3 protein-coding genes and 1 pseudogene are annotated in these 1,930 nt (G+C 63.9%); all 4 read right to left on the bottom strand.

Annotation, left to right across the window (positions count from 1 at the left end):
• Positions 1-29: 29 nt before the first annotated feature.
• A pseudogene (gene rfbD / locus QVP03_RS04250) lies at positions 30-725 on the bottom strand (dTDP-4-dehydrorhamnose reductase); the annotation flags it as partial.
• On the bottom strand, positions 611-1,048 hold the full coding sequence (locus QVP03_RS04245) for an SDR family oxidoreductase (RefSeq protein WP_410511468.1): 438 nt from the start codon (positions 1,046-1,048) through the stop codon (positions 611-613). The gene QVP03_RS04245 and the pseudogene rfbD, both read right to left, overlap by 115 nt.
• Positions 1,041-1,613, bottom strand: coding sequence for a dTDP-4-dehydrorhamnose 3,5-epimerase (gene rfbC, locus QVP03_RS04240; RefSeq protein WP_022332340.1), 573 nt, complete (start codon positions 1,611-1,613; stop codon positions 1,041-1,043). The genes QVP03_RS04245 and rfbC overlap by 8 nt, the downstream gene beginning before the upstream one ends.
• Positions 1,614-1,617: 4 nt before the next feature.
• A partial coding sequence (locus tag QVP03_RS04235; RefSeq protein WP_262914861.1) for a sugar phosphate nucleotidyltransferase occupies positions 1,618-1,930 on the bottom strand: 313 nt, incomplete at its 5' end.

Raw genomic sequence — 1,930 nt, 5'->3', positions numbered from 1 at the left:
CGCGCCGCCCGTAATCAGGATGGTGCGTTTCATGGGTTATTTTCTGTGAGTCGTTTCATGCAGTAGATCAAAGCCTCCCTCCAGTGGGGGATGTCCATTTGGAAGGTCTCTTTGAATTTGGTCTTGTCCAGCACCGAGTAGGCCGGGCGGGTGGCCTTCGTGGGGTATTCCGACGTGTGGCAGGGGATGATACGGCACGTGTCATGGCCCGCGGCCGCGGCGATTTCCACCGCGAAGTCGTACCACGAGCACACGCCCTCGTCGGTGAAGTGGTACACCCCCTCGTTGCCCGTGTAGCGCCCCGCCTCGATCAGGGAGAAGATCGCAAGCGCCAGGTCTCCGGCGTAGGTCGGAGTGCCCACCTGGTCGAAGACCACGCGCAGCGTCTCGCGCTCCGAGGTCAGACGCAGCATCGTCTTCAGAAAGTTGTTCCCGTACTCCGAATAGAGCCATGCCGTGCGCAGGATCAGGTAGCGGCACCCCGAGGCCTTCACGGCCTCCTCGCCCGCCAGCTTCGTACGCCCGTAGGCCCCCAGCGGCGAGGTCGCCATATCCTCCGTGTAGGGCCTGTGCCCCGTGCCGTCGAAGACGTAGTCCGTCGAGACGTGGATCAGCGTCGCCCCCGTCTCCTTGGCCGCTGCCGCGAGGTATGCCGCGGCCTTGTGGTTGAGCAGGTCGGCTGTCGGTTCATCCTCCTCGGCCTTCTCCACGTTCGTGTAGGCCGCACGTCGAAGACGTAGTCCGTCGAGACGTGGATCAGCGTCGCACCCGTTTCTTTGGCCGCAGCTGCGAGGTATGCCGCGGCCTTGTGGTTGAGCAGGTCGGCCCTTGCCTCGTCCTCCTCGGCACGCTCCACGTTCGTGTAGGCCGCGCAGTTGACGATCACGTCGATACGCTGTTCCTTGACCGTTTGAAGCACCGCCCCGGCGTCGGTGATGTCCAGCTCCGCGACGTCGGTGGCCAGGTAGTTGTTGGGCGATACGCTCCCAAGCTGCCGCAAGGAGCTCCCCAGCTGCCCCCGGGCGCCCGTAATCAGGATATTAAGCATAGTAGTCCGTATTGTAGTCGAACAGTTCCGCGGCCTCCGCCAGCCGCGGGTGGCCGCTGTCCTTGGGCGAGAGGACGACATCCCCCGGCGCCAGGCGCCAGTCGATGCCCAGCGCGGGGTCGTCCCACGCGATGGCGCCCTCCGATTCGGGGGCATAGAGGTTGTCGCACTTGTATTGGAATACAGCCTCGTCGCTCAGCACCGAGAAGCCGTGCGCGAAGCCCCGCGGCACGAAGAACTGCCGTTTGTTGTCCCCCGAGAGCTCCACGGAGACGTGCCGCCCGAACGTGGGCGAGCCCCGGCGGATGTCCACAGCGACGTCCAGCACGCGGCCCCGGACAACGCGCACCAGTTTCGACTGTGCATGCGCCCCCCGCTGGAAGTGAAGCCCGCGAAGAACGCCGTACTTCGACATCGACTCGTTGTCCTGCACGAACCGCACGGGGCGTACGAGCCTGCCGAAGGACTGCTCAGAATAGCTCTCGAAGAAATAACCCCGAGCGTCCCCGAACACCTCGGGTTCGAGGAGGACAACTCCTTCTATTTCGGTAGGGATGACTTTCATGGCTTTAGCGTCGGTTTTCGTCGGTGAGTTTCAACAGGTACTGCCCGTACTGGTTCCTGAGCATCGGCTGCGCCAACTCCCGGAGCTTAGCGGCCGTGATCCAGCCGTTATGGTAGGCGATGCCCTCCAGGCAGGCGATCTTGAGACCCTGGCGTTTCTCGATGACCTCCACGAAGATCGAGGCCTCGGCCAGCGAGTCGTGCGTGCCCGTGTCCAGCCACGCGAAGCCGCGCTGAAGCGTCTGCACCTTCAGCTCGCCGCGTTGCAGGAACGACTGGTTGACGCTCGTGATCTCAAGCTCCCCGCGCGCCGAGGGC

This window comes from Alistipes sp. CAG:29 (assembly GCF_000435435.1).
Lineage (GTDB): Bacteria > Bacteroidota > Bacteroidia > Bacteroidales > Rikenellaceae > Alistipes > Alistipes onderdonkii.
The sequence above is the reverse complement of the archived record's forward strand: the minus strand, read 5'-3'. Positions and strand labels throughout refer to the sequence as shown.

Excerpts from the sequence above, each read along its gene's own strand:
- QVP03_RS04245 (WP_410511468.1), bottom strand. The coding sequence starts at position 1,048 with ATGCTTAATATCCTGATTACGGGCGCCCGGGGGCAGCTGGGGAGCTCC.
- rfbC (WP_022332340.1), bottom strand. The coding sequence starts at position 1,613 with ATGAAAGTCATCCCTACCGAAATAGAAGGAGTTGTCCTCCTCGAACCC.